The organism is Acinetobacter sp. 802_lipA (assembly GCF_058242885.1).
Window position 1 is genome coordinate 1,270,169 of the sequence record NZ_JBZAYP010000001.1, and the last position, 15,688, is coordinate 1,285,856.

The 15,688-nt window shown below is 42.7% G+C and carries 16 protein-coding genes and 2 pseudogenes; 6 read left to right on the forward strand and 12 right to left on the reverse strand.

The window, feature by feature from the left end; all coding sequences use genetic code 11:
- Nucleotides 1-312: 312 nt before the first annotated feature.
- The 4 genes from leuB to leuC form a co-directional block, all read right to left on the reverse strand.
- Nucleotides 313-1,392, reverse strand: coding sequence for a 3-isopropylmalate dehydrogenase (gene leuB / locus AC4CU3_RS06440; protein WP_201953510.1), 1,080 nt, complete (start codon nucleotides 1,390-1,392; stop codon nucleotides 313-315).
- Between the two features lie 37 nt (nucleotides 1,393-1,429).
- On the reverse strand, nucleotides 1,430-1,990 hold the full coding sequence (locus AC4CU3_RS06445) for a hypothetical protein (protein WP_279045157.1): 561 nt from the start codon (nucleotides 1,988-1,990) through the stop codon (nucleotides 1,430-1,432).
- Nucleotides 1,991-2,089: 99 nt separating this feature from the next.
- Complete coding sequence (gene leuD / locus AC4CU3_RS06450; protein WP_004692538.1) at nucleotides 2,090-2,740, reverse strand: 3-isopropylmalate dehydratase small subunit; 651 nt, start codon at nucleotides 2,738-2,740, stop codon at nucleotides 2,090-2,092.
- 21 nt (nucleotides 2,741-2,761) lie between these two features.
- Nucleotides 2,762-4,195 carry a 3-isopropylmalate dehydratase large subunit gene (gene leuC, locus AC4CU3_RS06455; RefSeq protein WP_087011311.1) on the reverse strand — a complete coding sequence of 478 codons (1,434 nt, stop codon included), beginning with the start codon at nucleotides 4,193-4,195 and terminating at the stop codon, nucleotides 2,762-2,764.
- A gap of 499 nt (nucleotides 4,196-4,694) precedes the next feature.
- Between leuC and AC4CU3_RS06460 the strand changes: the two genes are divergently transcribed.
- Both AC4CU3_RS06460 and AC4CU3_RS06465 read left to right on the forward strand, forming a co-directional pair.
- The gene (locus AC4CU3_RS06460) at nucleotides 4,695-4,931 is read left to right on the forward strand and encodes a DUF2061 domain-containing protein (protein ID WP_004692541.1); all 237 of its coding nucleotides are present in this window, start codon (nucleotides 4,695-4,697) and stop codon (nucleotides 4,929-4,931) included.
- A 160-nt stretch (nucleotides 4,932-5,091) separates the two neighbouring features.
- Nucleotides 5,092-5,949, forward strand: a complete 858-nt coding sequence (locus AC4CU3_RS06465; RefSeq protein WP_279045159.1) for a LysR family transcriptional regulator — start codon at nucleotides 5,092-5,094, stop codon at nucleotides 5,947-5,949.
- Between the two features lie 58 nt (nucleotides 5,950-6,007).
- Here AC4CU3_RS06465 and AC4CU3_RS06470 read toward each other — a convergent pair whose 3' ends face one another.
- The 3 genes from AC4CU3_RS06470 to AC4CU3_RS06480 form a co-directional block, all read right to left on the reverse strand.
- Nucleotides 6,008-6,514, reverse strand: coding sequence for a DUF2628 domain-containing protein (locus AC4CU3_RS06470; protein WP_058868870.1), 507 nt, complete (start codon nucleotides 6,512-6,514; stop codon nucleotides 6,008-6,010).
- A 70-nt stretch (nucleotides 6,515-6,584) separates the two neighbouring features.
- Nucleotides 6,585-6,830, reverse strand: a complete 246-nt coding sequence (locus AC4CU3_RS06475; protein WP_058868869.1) for a DUF2789 family protein — start codon at nucleotides 6,828-6,830, stop codon at nucleotides 6,585-6,587.
- 179 nt (nucleotides 6,831-7,009) lie between these two features.
- Nucleotides 7,010-7,660 (reverse strand): HAD family hydrolase, encoded by a 651-nt coding sequence (locus tag AC4CU3_RS06480; protein ID WP_279045163.1) that lies wholly within the window; start codon nucleotides 7,658-7,660, stop codon nucleotides 7,010-7,012.
- Nucleotides 7,661-7,842: 182 nt separating this feature from the next.
- On the opposite strand from AC4CU3_RS06480, the gene AC4CU3_RS06485 reads away from it, so the two are divergent.
- Together AC4CU3_RS06485 and ptsP are read left to right on the forward strand one after the other, a co-directional pair.
- Complete coding sequence (locus tag AC4CU3_RS06485; protein WP_004692547.1) at nucleotides 7,843-8,325, forward strand: RNA pyrophosphohydrolase; 483 nt, start codon at nucleotides 7,843-7,845, stop codon at nucleotides 8,323-8,325.
- An 81-nt stretch (nucleotides 8,326-8,406) separates the two neighbouring features.
- Complete coding sequence (gene ptsP / locus AC4CU3_RS06490; protein ID WP_004978924.1) at nucleotides 8,407-10,704, forward strand: phosphoenolpyruvate--protein phosphotransferase; 2,298 nt, start codon at nucleotides 8,407-8,409, stop codon at nucleotides 10,702-10,704.
- A gap of 6 nt (nucleotides 10,705-10,710) precedes the next feature.
- Here ptsP and AC4CU3_RS06495 read toward each other — a convergent pair whose 3' ends face one another.
- From AC4CU3_RS06495 to AC4CU3_RS06515, 5 genes and pseudogenes are all read right to left on the reverse strand, one after another.
- Nucleotides 10,711-10,899: a DUF7230 family protein gene (locus AC4CU3_RS06495; protein ID WP_004649914.1), complete on the reverse strand. Its 189-nt coding sequence runs from the start codon at nucleotides 10,897-10,899 to the stop codon at nucleotides 10,711-10,713.
- 188 nt (nucleotides 10,900-11,087) lie between these two features.
- Nucleotides 11,088-11,609, reverse strand: a pseudogene (locus AC4CU3_RS06500) (LysE family translocator); the annotation flags it as partial.
- A 142-nt stretch (nucleotides 11,610-11,751) separates the two neighbouring features.
- Nucleotides 11,752-12,906 (reverse strand): RNA-guided endonuclease InsQ/TnpB family protein, encoded by a 1,155-nt coding sequence (locus tag AC4CU3_RS06505; protein ID WP_005402020.1) that lies wholly within the window; start codon nucleotides 12,904-12,906, stop codon nucleotides 11,752-11,754.
- On the reverse strand, nucleotides 12,903-13,517 hold the full coding sequence (locus tag AC4CU3_RS06510; protein ID WP_005402019.1) for an IS607 family transposase: 615 nt from the start codon (nucleotides 13,515-13,517) through the stop codon (nucleotides 12,903-12,905). Before AC4CU3_RS06510 ends, AC4CU3_RS06505 begins: the two co-directional genes overlap by 4 nt.
- A gap of 50 nt (nucleotides 13,518-13,567) precedes the next feature.
- Nucleotides 13,568-13,660: pseudogene (locus AC4CU3_RS06515) on the reverse strand (LysE family translocator); the annotation flags it as partial.
- A gap of 150 nt (nucleotides 13,661-13,810) precedes the next feature.
- On the opposite strand from AC4CU3_RS06515, the gene AC4CU3_RS06520 reads away from it, so the two are divergent.
- Both AC4CU3_RS06520 and AC4CU3_RS06525 read left to right on the forward strand, forming a co-directional pair.
- Nucleotides 13,811-14,263, forward strand: coding sequence for an Lrp/AsnC family transcriptional regulator (locus AC4CU3_RS06520; protein WP_004692552.1), 453 nt, complete (start codon nucleotides 13,811-13,813; stop codon nucleotides 14,261-14,263).
- Between the two features lie 282 nt (nucleotides 14,264-14,545).
- Complete coding sequence (locus tag AC4CU3_RS06525) at nucleotides 14,546-15,682, forward strand: DUF389 domain-containing protein (protein ID WP_279045047.1); 1,137 nt, start codon at nucleotides 14,546-14,548, stop codon at nucleotides 15,680-15,682.
- Nucleotides 15,683-15,688: the final 6 nt, after the last annotated feature.

A 15,688-nucleotide genomic window follows, 5' to 3' on the forward strand; every position in this document is an offset into this window, starting at 1 on the left:
CAACTTACGTCAGCTCGGTTATGAAACCTTAGGTGCGCCGATTCAAACACCAAACCAACTGAGTTATACCATTGTCAGACGGATTCAAATTCCAACTCCTATGCCCACTATGCGCAGTGACAGCAGTGTCGGTGCAATTCCTATTCCCACACATACACCATTTTATGATGTTCAGTTAGAGTGCCAAGTCCACTTTTTATTAAAAGATAATATTGCACAATCAATTCAATATCGAGGCAAAGCCTGCAAAGGTTATTAAATCTTGAGCATAAAAAAACGCAGCGGATGGCTGCGTTTTCAAATTGTTTTGGCTTACTTCAGTGCAGCCACAACCGCCTGCCCCATTTCCGCAGTACCCACTTTGCTCATGCCTTCAGACATGATATCAGCGGTACGCAAGCCTTGATCTAGGACACTGCCTACAGCATCTTCAATCGCTTGAGCAGCAGCTTCTTCACGGAAAGTATAACGCAACATCATAGCCACTGAAAGAATAGTGGCTAATGGATTGGCAATATTTTGTCCTGCGATATCGGGCGCCGAACCATGACATGGCTCATACATCCCTTTTGAATTTTCATCTAAGGATGCTGATGGCAACATCCCAATTGAACCTGTCAACATCGCGGCTTCATCAGACAAAATGTCACCAAATAAGTTACCTGTCACAATCACGTCAAACTGTTTAGGCGCGCGCACCAACTGCATTGCAGCATTATCAACATACATATGCGACAAGTTAATGTTTGGATAGTCAGCTTCTTTCATCGCCGTTACGGTTTGCTTCCAAAGCTCCGTCACTTCAAGTACGTTGGCTTTATCAACTGAACAGACTTTGCCGCCACGTAAACTGGCCATTTCAAAAGCCACTTTCGCAATACGCTTAATTTCAGACTCAGCATAAACGTCGGTGTTAAAACCTTGTTTTTCACCATTCTCAAGTTCACGAATCCCCCGTGGCTGACCGAAATAAATCCCGCCAGTTAATTCACGAACGATAAGAATATCAAGACCCGCTACAATTTCAGGCTTTAAGCTTGATGCATCTGCCAATTGCGGATACAAAATAGCTGGACGTAAGTTCGCGAATAAATTCAATTCACTACGAATTTTTAACAAACCACGCTCTGGACGGATCGAACGCTCAATGTTGTCCCACTTCGGACCACCTACCGCACCAAGTAAAATTGCATCTGCATTTTTAGCTTGTGCTGCGGTCACATCTGGATAAGGTGAACCGTGTGCATCTATGGCAGCCCCACCGAGTAGGCCCTGTTCCCACGTTAAACCTAAATTGAATTGATCATTGACTCGTGTAAGTACCTGTTCTGCGGCTTTTACAATTTCAGGACCAATGCCGTCACCAGCCAAAATCAAAATATGTTTAGACATGAAATATTCCATTGTTGGTGAGTTCTGACTCACACGATTAAAGTTTTTGTTCTACAAACTCGCCCAAGCCATTTAAGACATTGTAAGGTTTGCAAAAACGACGAATTGTTCTTTGGTTTTGTTTTAAATCGACACACAAAGGGTCAGGTGCAGACATATTCAATAAGCTTCCCTGATGTCGACTGCGTGCACGAAACATCCTAAAGGTGTAGCGTTCCGCAGGCTTAAAACGATGAATCACATGCAGCGTTTCAGCGCGATCGACCGAAACAGGATAGAAGCGAATCACCAGTTCATGTTGCCCCGCTGGCACTGACAGAAACAAGACATTCGCTTCATTCAAATCATCTCGTTTTAGACGCACGACCTTCTCTCGAATGGCCTCACGGCTGACGCGATGATTGTCTGCATTAACAATTTTGATCTGATTCCATCGTTCAAACTCGCAGTTCACTGTACCAGTACAATAAAGCTGCGCATTATTTTTACTCGCTGGGGTATCCTGAATCCGCTTAATGCTTGCCGTATTCATACTTTGGCAGGCAGTTAATGTTCCCACCAACGCCAGTAGAGCGATACGACTGTAACTCGTCACCATTGTTCAAGCCCAACCTTTACCAGTAGCAAAACGTTTAAAATTCTTTTGCTCGATATTAACAAGAGATGGACTCAAGCACTAGATGCATCGAATTTTCAATTAAGCATGAATTTCAGCAAACACCCACGGACGTGATGCTTTGGTCTTTTCTTCATAGGCTTTGATGTCATCTGCGACCTGTAAAGTTAAACCGATATCATCCAAACCATTTAACAAACAGTGCTTACGAAATGGATCCACTTCAAATGTGAAGGCTTCACCCGATGGTGTACGCACTTCTTGCGCGTCCAAATCAATCGTTAGCTGATAACCTTCTGTTGCTGCACATTCTTTGAAAAGTTGATCAACAATTTCTTCAGACAAAATCACAGGTAACATGCCATTTTTGAAACTATTATTGAAGAAAATGTCGGCATAGCTGGGCGCAATCACAGTACGGAAACCATATTCTTCCAATGCCCACGGCGCATGTTCGCGGCTTGAACCACAACCAAAGTTCGCACGAGAAATTAAGATGCTCGCACCTTGGTAACGTGGCTGATTCAATGCAAAATCAGGGTTTTTAGGACGTTTAGAATTGTCTTGCCCCAAAAAACCTTCATCTAAATAACGCAATTCATCAAATAAGTTTTCACCAAAACCCGTGCGCTTAATGGATTTCAAAAACTGTTTTGGAATGATCAAGTCTGTATCGACATTGGCACGGTCTAAAGGTGCAACGATACCTTGTTCAACGGTATATTTTTTCATGTCTATGCTCCCAAGCCCGAATTAAAATGAACGCACATCGACAAAGTGACCTGCAATCGCTGCTGCGGCTGCCATTGCTGGACTCACCAAATGCGTACGACCGCCATTGCCCTGACGACCTTCGAAGTTACGGTTAGAGGTCGATGCACAGTGCTCACCGGGTTGTAATTTGTCTGCATTCATGGCTAAACACATTGAACAACCTGGCTCACGCCATTCAAAGCCCGCTTCAATCAAAACTTTGTCTAAGCCTTCAGCTTCGGCTTGCGCTTTGACTAAACCAGACCCTGGAACCACCATGGCTTGTTTAATCGTACTTGCCACTTTTTTGCCTTTGGCAACTTCAGCCGCGGCACGAATATCTTCAATGCGAGAGTTGGTACATGAACCAATAAAAACACGGTCTAACTGAATATCTGCCAACGCCTGACCTGCGGTTAAACCCATGTAGTTATAAGCACGCGTCCAATCATTGCGTTGCACTTCATCTTTGGCTTGTTCTAAAGTTGGTACAGCTTGAGTCACTGGAATCACCATTTCAGGCGATGTACCCCAAGACACTTGTGGCTCAATCTCTTCACCTTGCAATACAACTACAGTGTCAAAATGCGCATCTGCATCCGAATGTAAGGTATTCCAATATGCAACAGCAGCATCCCACTGTGCGCCCTGTGGTGCATATGGACGGTCTTTGACATAAGCAATGGTTTTGTCATCGACAGCAACCATACCCACACGTGCGCCACCTTCAATCGCCATATTACATACCGTCATACGGCCTTCGATCGACATATCACGGAACACTTGACCACCAAACTCGATCGCGTGACCTGTACCACCCGCAGTACCAATTTTACCAATGATGGCTAAAACCACATCTTTCGGTGTTACGCCCTGACCCAATTGACCATCAACACGTACCAACATGTTTTTCATCTTCTTTTGAACCAAGCATTGGGTTGCCAATACATGCTCCACTTCAGATGTACCAATCCCGTGCGCCAAACAGCCAAATGCACCATGTGTTGCCGTATGTGAGTCTCCACAGACCACCGTCATACCTGGTAAAGTCAAACCTTGCTCAGGCCCGACTACATGTGCAATACCTTGACGGACATCATTAATGTCGAACTGCACCACATTAAAGGCTTTACAGTTGTCATCTAAAGTTTGAACTTGGATACGCGAAGTATCATCTTCAATACCTGCGATTCCCTCTGAGCGCTCTTTGGTCGATGTTGGAACGTTATGATCAGGGGTTGCCACATTCGCACTTAAACGCCATGGTTTACGGCCCGCCAGTTGTAGGCCTTCAAAGGCTTGCGGAGAAGTCACTTCATGTAATAAATGACGGTCGATATAGAGTAAAGCCGAGCCATCGTCGCGTTGTTTTACTAAGTGGTCATCCCACAATTTGTCATACAATGTTTTTGCTTGTTGGTTTTCGCCTGCCATGTCGATTGACTCCACTGGACTGGGTAATTCTTTCATTAAAATCGATTATAACGACGATTTCACATAAATCTAATTTATCATTTTTATTAATTTAAAAACTTTTTGGAATTATTTTAAATTCATACCACTTTGTTTCAATCCCTTTGATTACAAGCCCTCACCGTTGGTTTTAATTCAAGCCCTATACGCCTATTTCTCAACCTGTTGTAGGCCTCACAGTATATTTCCCTGCTCAGCCATGCAAGGCTTATCTCCCCTATTTAGACCAATACTTTTGAAGCTCACTTCGTTGATCTGAATAAAAAGAAAGCGACCTATGCATAGACTAAAGAGTGAAATCTACAGAAGCTTGTTTGCTCACGTCAAACATTCCAAACAATCGACTACGTCACCTTACATTCAAAAACCCAATCATGAGCAATCAAAATTTCATTTTGACTTTATTAATGATAATAATTACTATTTGCAAATGAAAGGCATTATTGAGAGGGTATTTATCATGGCGAACATTCAGAAATTTGTAGCGAACAATCAGCGCATATTCAAAAAAACCCTAAGCTATTACATCATGCACATTACCGTGGCCATGATTGTGGCTTACTTTGTCACAGGTAACTTATGGATGGCGGTCACACTCAGCTTATTAGAACCAACCGTGCAAGCCTTCGCATTCTTTTTCCATGAACGTATTTGGGAGAAAAAGAACCGTACTACCGAAGAAAATATTCCTGCTTAAGCCCTTATATCAAGCGCCCTCTCAACTCTCCAAAAGATCACATCAAGTGATCTTTTTTTATTTTATTCCAGATCCAATAAGCTCCCGTTCATTTTAAAGATCGCAATTCATATAAAATTATTTTATAATTTAATTATACTTTCATAACTAGATTATCCTTATGAATCTTGCAGCCTTCGAAGCTTTTGTAAAAGTCATGGAAACCGGCTCTATTTCTTTAGCCGCAGATCAGCTCTTCATTACGCAACCTGCTGTAACCAAACGTATTCATAGTTTAGAAGAATATTTTGGTGTGAAACTGTTTGAGTCTGCGGGTCGTGGTGTACAAGCCACGCATGCCGCACATTCACTGCTGCCTAAAGTTAAAAACTGGCTCAATGAACTGGGTGACATTCACCATACCTTGAGTCATGAACAAGGCATGGTCCAAGGCAAACTCAAAATTGGCACCAGTCACCATATTGGTTTACATCACTTGCCGAGCCATTTGCGTAGCTATGTGCAAAGCTTTCCAAATGTCACCTTAGATGTACACTTTGTCGACTCCGAGCAAGCGCATGAAAAAGTACTGGCTGGCGACTTAGAATTGGCTTTTTTGACGCTTCCCCCCAAACTCGATGAGCGTTTGCAGTACGTCACCATTTGGGAAGATCCTTTAGTTTTTGTAGCAGCGCCGTTTCATCCGCTAGTACAAATGCAAAACCTACAACTCGAAGACCTGATTCAATACCCAAGTTTATTGCCTGCATCACAAACCTATACCAGCCAAATCACCTTGGCAGAGTTTGAAAAACAAGGGCTGAAACCTAAAATCACCATGAGTAATAATCCACTCGAATCGATTCGTATGTTGGCATCGATTGGACTGGGTTGGTCAGTGCTTCCAAAAACGATGATTAACCAAGACCTACAGCAGTTGAATGTGAAGTTCGAAATGAACCGTCAACTCGGTATGGTTTGGCATCCGGGCAGAACCCAATCTCGTGCGGTGCAAGAGCTGATTGCAATGATGAATTAAGCTTTACAGGCATTAAAAAACCATCCACAAGGATGGTTTTTTATTTTGCTCGAGCGAATTAAGAAGCACTTATAGCCAATGCAACCAGCCCAAGCCAAATCACCAGCAAGATCGAACCTGCTACGATATTTGTACCCCCACGATTTTCTAATTCAGTATTGACGCTACCACTTCCCAACTGGCGAGTTTTGGCAATCTGTTGATCGACATGATGTCGATATAAGGTATTCCCAAACATTCCAAATGCTACGGCCAAGCCAATATTTGCACCAGAACTTTCAATCCCCAAAAGTATTTCAACAATCCCTATAGCCACAATCAAACCAATGGCCATAAAGCCATAACTGTACATTTTTCGATAAAATAACCAGACCACACCTAAGAAAAAGGCGGCAATATTAAAGCCTGCATATTGTTTCTTTGGCGTGATTTTTTCAAATTGAGCTTGATAGTAAGACGCATATTTCGCACCGACAAACAGGGCACGATCTTGTTCTAATTGATTAACTGAAGGGACGTGTTCTAAAGACGTAGAGTCAGGAAAAGCTGGATGATCGAAAGACATAAATTTCTACTTTTATCTTATTTTTATACAGAGAGGCAAAGCTTCGACGCTCAGCCTCTTTGAGTTCTACTTATTTTTGGATGAGTGAATCTTCATGCAGGGATTCATTCAGCTGATCTACAATAATGGCCCACTCACCGTCCGATTTAATTTTTTCTGCCAAAAACTGACGTTGCGCTTCAGTCCAATACTCTGCGTCAACAATCTTGGTTTGTGCATTGAGCTGATGCGTTACAATAAACAAGGCGATGGCCTCTTCACTCGCATCTAAACCGAGTTGCTCAAACAGGTGGGTCATTCTTGGTCGTACACTCATATTTTTTCTCCACGCTTATGTTCTAATTTTTGATAGTCAAAATAGCTTTAGCCAAGATTCAACATAGCATATTTGGCTAATTTTCCAAGATCAGCCCACCTATAGCCCCACTATTTTATCTCTTTCAAATAAAGAAGACTGCCCGAAAGCAGCCTTTTTAAACAACGAAAGACAGATACTTAAATCGACCAGTCTTGAATTTCCCATGCCTGCTCTTTAGCCAATGCTTCTAGGCGGTCATCTGGATTGACGGCAATGGCATGGTCTGCGTATTCCAGTAAAAAGCGATCATTGATGGAATCTGAATACGCCCAAGACTCGCTAACATCACGCCCTGCAAGCCATTGATCTAAACGCGTCAATTTGCCTTTTTGATAGCATGGTGTATTGATCACTTTGCCCGTATATTTACCCTCAACCACTTCAGCATTGGTCGCGATAATTTCACTAATCCCAAACTCACGGAAAATCGGTGCGGTAATAAAATCAGAGGTTGCGGTAATGCCAACCAAAACATGTCCAGCATCGCGGTGTTTTTCAATGGCCGCAAAACCTTCGGGACGCATTTGCGGGCGAATCACTTTGTGCATGAACAGTTCATGTAGTTCAGTAAGGTAGACATTGTCATGTTGGGTTAAAAATTCAAACACAAATTCATTATAGGCAATCGGGTCGAGCTGCCCTGCTTTGTAGTCTTCATAAAATTTATCGTTCATGGCGCGATGGCGAACTGGATCGACCAAGCCTTCATTCACTAAAAACTCTCCCCAAGAATGATCTGAATCGGTGTTTAACAAGGTGTGATCGAGATCAAATAGCGCCAATTTCATGAAAATACTCGTAAAAACTGAAATTTAAGAAAAAATTTGTAAATCTATCTCCGCTAGTCGATAGAAATTCGTTAAGATCATAGCAATTTTAACATTTTTAAACTTTGCTTTTTTCGAGTTGGATACAGAAATAAAAATCCCCGATCGCAAAGTCATAAATTACACAATATTTAGGTAGCCAAATGATCGATTCGGAAGGTTTCCGACCCAATGTCGGGATCATTTTGGCAAACGAGTTTGGACAAGTTTTATGGGCAAAACGCATTGGACACAATGCTTGGCAATTTCCACAAGGAGGTATCCAATATGGAGAAACCCCTGAACAGGCACTTTATCGTGAGCTGAGAGAAGAAGTTGGCTTACTGCCCGAACACGTCCAAATTGTAGCGCAAACTAAAGGTTGGCTGCGTTATCGTTTGCCGCACCGATACATTCGTACAGATTCCGATCCCGTATGTATTGGACAAAAACAAAAGTGGTTTTTACTCAAACTCACTGCTCCCGCTCAGAATATTCGTTTGAATTTGTCTGATCCGCCTGAGTTTGACCAATGGCAGTGGGTCAGTTATTGGTACCCGCTGGGGCAAGTTGTGAATTTTAAACGCGATGTATACCGCAAAGCGATGGTGGAGCTGTGCAATCAGCTCCCTCAAAAAAAGCCTTAAAAAATCTAGACGTCCTACAGATTTTTTAAGGATCTCTTGTTATAAATAAGTTGGACGCACATTATTTTTGGAGTAGACGCGATGTCGAATATGCAACTGGATACCCTTCGACGCATTGTACAAGAAATCAATGCGTCCACCAGTTTGCATGAATCACTCGACATTATGGTCAACCATGTGGCGGAAGCCATGCATGTTGATGTTTGCTCCATCTATTTACTCGACGAACGCAATCAACGTTATTTGTTGATGGCATCGAAAGGTTTGAACCCTGATTCGGTCGGCCATGTTTCACTGCATACCAGTGAAGGCTTGGTTGGTCTGGTGGGTCAGCGTGAAGAAATCGTTAACCTTGACAATGCACCGAAACATGAACGTTTTATGTACTTACCTGAAACAGGTGAGGAAATTTATAACTCGTTCCTCGGTGTACCCGTCATGTACCGCCGTAAAGTCATGGGCGTGCTCGTGGTGCAAAACAAAGAGTCGCAAGACTTTAGTGAAGCTGCGGAATCATTCCTCGTCACGCTCTGTGCTCAGCTTTCAGGGGTCATTGCGCATGCGCATGCGGTGGGCAATATCGATGTATTTCGTAAACCCAGCAATCTACCTGCCTACAAAACCTTCCAAGGTGTCCCAGGTTCAGGTGGAATTGCATTAGGGCGTGCCGTCATTCTCTATCCCCCTGCGGATTTGGCGGCTGTCCCTGACCGTGAAGCCGATGACATCAGTGAAGAATTAGAGCTGCTGGATCGTGCCCTCACCTCAGTGCGTGATGAAATCAAATCACTTGATGACAAAATGCAAGATGCCCTCATGGCGGAAGAGCGCGCCCTGTTTAGCGTGTTCTTACGCATGTTGGATGAAAATGCGCTGCCAGCGGAAATTAAAGAACAAATTCGTGATGGTAACTGGGCACAAGGTGCGGTGCGTATCGTCATCGATAATCACATCGATCTGTTTGAACAGATGGAAGATGACTATCTCCGTGAACGTGCCGCGGACTTAAAAGATCTCGGACGACGGATTTTGGCCTATTTGCAAGAAGCCGACTCCAGCCATCGTGAACTTACCGATGAAAGTATTCTGATTGGAGAAGAAATCTCAACCGCAGCCTTGGTTGAACTGCCAGTCGATAAAATTGCAGCCATCGTAACTACCGAAGGCGCCATGAACTCGCATATGGTGATTGTAGCGCGCGCACTCGGTATTCCAACCGTTGTTGGTGTCACTGAACTGCCAATTAATACCCTCGATGATGTGGAAATGATCGTCGATGCGCACCAAGGGCGTGTGTTCATTAATCCACCTCGCCGTTTACGTAGTCGCTATAAAGAAATTCAAAAAGAAGAAGAACTGATTGCCAAAGATTTAAAACAGTATGAAACTAAAGATGCCATCACCCCTGATGGTGTCGCAGTCAAACTGTTCGTCAATACTGGCTTGATGATTGATGTGGTCCGTGGTGTACAACGCGGTGCCAAAGGTGTTGGTCTATATCGCTCTGAAATTCCGTTCATGCTGCGTGATCGCTTCCCAGGTGAAGAAGAACAGCGTGCGATTTATCGTCAACAGTTGAGCCACTTTGCCAACAAACCTGTGGTGATGCGTACCCTCGATATCGGTGCAGATAAGGACTTGCCTTATTTTTCAATTGAGGAAGAAAACTCCGCATTGGGCTGGCGCGGCATTCGCTTTACGCTCGACCACCCTGAAATTTTTTCTTCACAAATTCGTGCCATGCTCAAAGCCAGTATTGGTCTTAATAACCTACACATTCTTCTGCCAATGGTGACCAGTGTCAGCGAAGTAGAAGAAGCCTTGTACTTACTGGAGCGTGACTGGGTCGCGGTGCAAGAAGAAGAACAGGTCAAAATCACCAAACCAAAAATCGGGATCATGGTCGAAGTACCAAGTGTCTTATTGCAGATTGAAGAATTTGCCGAGTTGGTTGACTTTTTCTCGGTGGGTTCAAACGACCTGACACAATACTTACTGGCCGTTGACCGTAATAATCCACGGGTTGCCAATGTCTATTCACATTTCCACCCTGCAGTTTTACGTGCACTCACCCGCTTAGTCAAAGAGTGTCATAAGTACAACAAACCAGTCAGTATTTGTGGGGAAATGGCGGGCGATCCTTTGTCTGCGATCTTACTGATGGCGATGGGCTTCAATACCCTATCAATGAGCTCAAGTAACATTCTGCGTGTACGCAAAGCCATTTGTCATGTCCCAATGCCAGATGCGGTCGAATTGTTAGAGCGTGCCTTGAAAATGAGTAATCCACTCATTGTGAAAAGTCAGATGGAATATTATTTTAAAACTCATGGTTTGGCCGACATGGTCAAGTCAGCAACACGTATTGTGACGGCTTAAAGGTCTTCACACCCAAAGAAGCGGCATTAAAAAAGGGAGATAATCATCTGAATATCTCCCTTTTTTGTGCTTGTCATAGCCTCGTTTTGCATTTTTCTTTCGGTCTACAAAGACTTGACTTTGGTTGACTTCATGCATGTGTTTAGCCACGAAGTTGTGAATCACAACTTTTGGCTCAGCTTTCTTCTTTGCCATTTTTTTCACCTTGTTGATGTGATCATCTCACTGATGATGCGCTAGAAATTTTACGCCTTTTTGAACGTATTACAAGCGATTTTGGCTGAACCTATATCACCAACTCATCCGCTATTTTCCAATTCAATTATAGGTTATGGCAATGCTTTATTTTGCACTGCCTTTGATCCATATACTTAAAATGTCGCTTAGCCATAAAGCTGCTCTAACAATAAAATCATCGCAATCAACATCATCAATGCCCCTGACACTCGACTGACCACCCTAGCAGCCTGTGGGCGTGTGCCCAAAACTTTCTGCGCACTAAATCCAACCAAGAAATAAACAGCCGCACAACTCATAAGGTGAATTCCCGCCAATAAAACAATTTGAGAGGTGGGCGACAAAGCCGCTTGCGGGTCGATAAAGGGCGGCAATAAAGCCAAAAATAACAGCAGGACTTTCGGGTTTAATCCACTCAAGTAAACGCCTCGAATGTACCATGACTTTGAAGATGCAATGGCAACCTGATCATTGCTAATACTCGCAGGACGCATCGATAAACTCAGCCCCATCCACAGCAAATAAACAGCCCCAACGCCCGTGAGTACTTGAAGCAATACGGGCTGACTGGTCACCAATGTGCCCACACCCGCTGCAACAATCAGTGCCGCCATCAAATGCCCTGTTAATAACCCGGTTACCGCAGGCAAGACTCTTTTGCCCTGTATCCGTTATTTAAAACCTACTTAAACCTACTTACGTGGGTTTAATGTTTAATTCCTACTTCATCATCAAGAACCAATTGCTATTGCGCTTGGGATTACCTCAATTCCATAGGCTGTCACGGTGTAACTCACCGCCATTGGTGGCTTATGTAGCCACCAATTCTTTATCTGCATGTTTTAGAATATTGATGGCAGCATTAATATCCCTGTGATGCAGGGTGTTACATGAACATCGCCACTCACGCATTGCAAGTGTCAGGTTTTGGTTTAATTCACCACAATTCGAACACATCTTGCTGCTTGGAAAGAATCGTCCAACAGAAAGTATTGATTTGCCATGCTGTTTAGCCTTGTAAATCAACTGTCGCTTGAACTCATAAAAGCCCATATCCGATATGGCTCTTGAGAGCTTACGGTTTTGTACCATACCTTTCACATTTAAATCCTCAATCGCAATCAGATCGAATCGCTTAACTAAATCAGATGTGACTTGATGAAGATTGTTTTTTCTCAAGCATGATATTTTGTAGTGCAAACGAGAGAGCTTGGTTTTCGCTTTTTCTCTGTTTTGACTACCTTTCTTTTTACGGCTAAAAGACTTAGCAAGTCGTCTTAACTTGGCAAGCTGTTTCTTTAGTGGCGCACTTGATGGAACAACCTCGCCATTAGATAAAGTGGCAAGACTGGAAACACCTAAATCAATACCAACAGATAAACCTGTTTTGGGGTGAAGTTTCTCAGGCTGATTTAATTCAACAGCAATCGAAGCAAACCACTTACCACCCTGTTTAAATATTTTCGCTGATAATATTTTTCCTTGATAACGCAAATCCTCAGTCATTTTTACCCAACCCAAGTTTGGGATACTAATTTTTCTATCTTTAATGCTGAATTGGTCATTTGATAATGAGAAGCGATCATCTACGCCTTTTTTTCTAGGCTTTGGATATTTGGATTGACCATTAAAAAAACGATCAAATGAACTACCCAATTGCTTAATCGCAAGTTGTGGCGCACATTTGGTCACTTTAAGCATGAAAGGGTATTTCTCACGCTTGAACGAGTTTAAGTGCTTTCTTATTTTAGCTTCGGATGGTTTATTTAGAAGTTTTTTATCCACCTGAACGCCATAATAGTCACACTGATCTCTATATTCCTTATCTGCTTTATATTGACGTTGCCATTCTTTTAAAGCCCAATTATACGACAAACGAGCAACACCACTCGCTTGAGCGAAATGACTTGCTTGCTTATTATTTGGCAGTAATTGGATTACATGCCCTCGTATGAATCGGCTCATAGTGCGTCTTTGACTGCCTGTATTAACTTTTGGTTTTTCTTACTACGACTACCATATAATCTTGCCGAAAACACTGTAATGATTTCCAAAACATCTTGAGCAAGTTCTTCCTCAAAAGACAAATTTTCACCCTTATTAAGAATGACGATCTCCACGCTTTTAGCTTCACATAAGGCAAAAACCAACTCAGCACCAAACCGCAATAAGCGATCTTTATGCGTTAAAACCAAACGTCCGATTTCATCATTCATGATTGCTTCTAGCAGCTTATTTAAGCCTTTTTTTCTATAGTTCATACCCGAACCAAGATCGGAGATTAATTCAAACGTCCAACCTTGATTTGCACAGTACATTTCAAGAACTTGTTGCTGTCGAATTAAATCTTCTTTTTGGTCATGACTCGATACCCTTGCGTATGCAATGGTTTTCCTTTGAAGTTGACTATCGGGCTTGTGTATTTGCTCAGGCGTGATCTTACTCAGATCATATCGTCTATGATTTTTAGGGGTTCGATCTGCAACCAAAGTGCCTTCTTCATCCCAACGCCTTAATGTTTGAATGGAAACACCTAATGTTTTAGCTGCAACGCTAATGCTTACATATTTACTCATGTTGTATATAATAGTATAGAAATAAGTAGATTTCAATTAACAGTTACAAACCCCGACGAAATAGCATAGGCCCAATCTATACCTGGTGTCATCACAAACAGGATCGAAACACCCCAAAATGCAATCATAATATTCAGTGACATCCCTTTCCTCTCTTATCCATCACCGTTTTGAGGTTTAATCCAATCAAAACATGATCTGTATCAAATAATTTTGAAAGGATATCCTTTAGGCTCTAAAATGTGCTTTCAAATATTTGTGCAATAACACCTAAAAAGGGGAGATTCTTCCACATGGATAAAATTGATAAGAAGATTCTTGCTGAACTACAAGCCGATGGTCGTTTATCTGTTACGGAGTTGGCGCATAAGGTAGGGCTTAGCCTCTCTCCCTGTCACCGTAGAGTCAAAGCCTTAGAAGATGCAGGTATTATCAAAGGCTATCGCGCACAGTTGGATATCTCCCAGCTTGGCTTGAATTTCTCCACCATTGTTTTTGTGACGCTCAAAAATGGCGATAAAGATTCGGTACAAAGTCTTGAAGACGCGATTCTTAAGGTTCCTCAAATTGTGAAAGCGCAGCGACTTTTTGGTGACCCCGACTATTTGCTGCATGTCGTGACCTATGACTTAGAAAGTTATCAAAAACTCTATGATGAGCACTTGTCAGCACTGCCAAATGTGCAACGTCTCATCTCTACCATGGTGATGAAAAATATTATTTCCAATCGTAGCGTCTTGTTCTAACAAGAATATGCTCTAGGGTCAGCTAAATACCTGTAATTGATCTGTCTTTTTCTGAATGGCCTCGCGATTTCAAGAAAATCTGTCCTGCTCGGTGCTAAAAAGTCCTTGTTAATGAATGATGTTCAACAAAATCGAGAAGCCTCGCTTCAATAAAAAGAAAGTGGCTAGAACATATTTTAAATTGAAGCGTGAATCATATTATTTCTCACCATTTTTTTGTTTGCTTCCCTTGATAAAAGCGCTAGATTAAATCTTAATCACAGACAAAATAAGAGCATCGCCATGCCACTCGGAAAAGACAAAGATGCAACCATTGTGGTCAAAGATACGCCAGACCAAGAAAAGTATGAGTTTCTAAAAGAAAAAATTCGTTATAAGCAGGCCTTGCGCGAAAACTCCAAAAAAATTGACCACCAAAAAGTCCGATTAAACATCCAAGCGGATGCACTGCCAAGCAAAACCTTTTTTATTATGAATGCCTTGGCTGCCGTTATTGCAGGCTATGGACTGCTGTCCAACTCTGCTGCGGTGGTGATTGGCGCGATGTTGGTTGCCATGATGCTGGGGCCGATTTCAGGCATTGCCTTGGCTTTAATTGATAACCGATGGCTGCTGTTTAAAACCGCGTTGTCGACCTTGTTACTTGGCGTTGCAATGATTTATAGCATTGGGATCATTTTAGGGCTGGTGAACTATGACCTACCTATGACCAATGAAATTTTATCGCGCACGCAGCCAACCATTTTGGATTTGATGATCGCTTTAGCAGGGGGGGCCGCAGGTGCTTTTGCCTCAGTATCCCCTCGCCTATCTGTGGCCGTGGTGGGTGTCGCCGTTGCGACGGCCTTAGTTCCGCCCTTGGTGGCCAGCGGGATTTTATTCGCGCATATGGAATGGAAAAACTCAGCCAATGCATTTTTACTGGCAGTGACCAACATATTCGCCATTCAGATTAGCTCATCTTTAGTCCTGTGGATTGCAGGCTTTAGACGGGGTTCCACCGAAGAAGTGCAGAGTAATGTCAAAGAGTTTCTCAAACGTAATGCTGTTAGCCTAATGTTCTTGGCATTTTTAGGGATTTATCTCTCCTTTAACTTTTATTCTATGCTCCATGCTCGCCTGTATGAGAGCGGCAATGAAAATATCATCAGTACGGCGTTAAATCACGATAATAATATTATTGATACCATCCAATACGATAAAAAAGAGGGTTTCACTTTAGTCCGTGTCTCTATCCGTGGAGATATTCCGCCTAGCCCAGCGCAAATTGCAGCACTCAATCAAAAGCTATTGCCAGACTTGAACGATAACCCAAGCATTGTTCAAGTCCGCTTTATTCCGATTGATATTATTCAGGCTGAAGACAGCCCCAACGTCAAACTCGAACAAGATGAAGCGCAAAAGCTTTCAGTACAATAACGAGCT